Consider the following 1,103-nt stretch of genomic DNA (forward strand, 5'->3'; position numbering starts at 1 on the left):
ACGGCCAGGGCGAGCAGAGCCAGGGTGATGTGACGGTGCCAGGCCGTCCAGCCGCGCACCTGGTAGTGGTCCAGGCCGACCTGCCCCTTGGCGGCCTGGAAGGACTCCTCTACCGCCCACCGGGCTCCTGCGATCTTGACCAGGGCCATCAGCGGCTGCCGGGCGGGCGCGTAGCAGCGGTAGAACGCCAGTTCGCCGGTGGTCAGGTTGCGCCGGATCAGCAACCACCGACAGCCCTGGGCCTCGCCTTCGTCTCCTTCGTCGATCCGGGCCCAGGCCCAGGCATACCAGCGCGGCCCTTTGGCTCCCTGGCCGGCGCGGTAGCGGTGCCAGTGCCGGTCGGCCACGCGCGTGGCGACCTCCGCCGCGCTCACCTGGACGCCCTCCAGCTCGACGCGCCGGTTGCCCGCGATGGCCAGCACGTATCCCATCCGGCGCTGCTCCAGGGCGGCGCGCAGGCGCGGGTCCTGGCCGTAGACCTCATCGCCGGTCAGCCAAGGGGCGCTCACCCCGGCCTCCAGCGCGGCCAGCACCATGGCGGTGGCCAGCGCGGGCTTGGTGGCGAAGCCGGTCTCGGCCGGGACGCCGGCGGCCCGGCAGCGGCCGGGGTCGGCCAGCCAGGTGTGGGCGGGCAGGTAGAGCCGCCGGTCCAGCAGCGCCCGCCCGGCCGGGGTGGCATAGGCGAGAAACACGCCGACCTGGGAGTTCTCGATGCGGCCCGCGGTGCCGGTGTATTGCCGTTGCACCCCGGCTGAGGCGGTGCCCTTCTTGACGAAGCCGGTCTCATCCACGATCAGCACGCCGCCGGGGCCGAGCCGGTCGACGATGAAGGTGCGGACGTCATCGCGCACCTGATCGGCGTCCCAGCGGGCGGTGCGCAGCAACCGCTGCAACGTCTGCGGGCCGCTCAGCCCGGCGTGTTCGGCCAGGTTCCAGCAGTTCTTACGGTCGATGTCGGCCAGCAGCCCGCGCACGTACGCGCTCGCGGCGCGACGGGGTTCGACGCGGCCGAACCGGCCGGCGATCCGGGCCATCAGCTCGTGGAAGATGACCATCCAGCCGTCAGGGTCTACGCTGTGGCTCGCGGCCACCGCACGATCTTT

General features: G+C 72.7%; 1 protein-coding gene. It reads right to left on the minus strand.

The window, feature by feature from the left end; all coding sequences use genetic code 11:
• Positions 1-1,034 (minus strand): IS701 family transposase (locus ABD331_RS60650; protein ID WP_425566295.1); only part of this gene is annotated, 1,034 nt, incomplete at its 3' end.
• Between the last annotated feature and the right edge of the window lie 69 nt (positions 1,035-1,103).

The sequence above is a fragment of the Nonomuraea monospora genome (assembly GCF_039531895.1).
Lineage (GTDB): Bacteria > Actinomycetota > Actinomycetes > Streptosporangiales > Streptosporangiaceae > Nonomuraea > Nonomuraea monospora.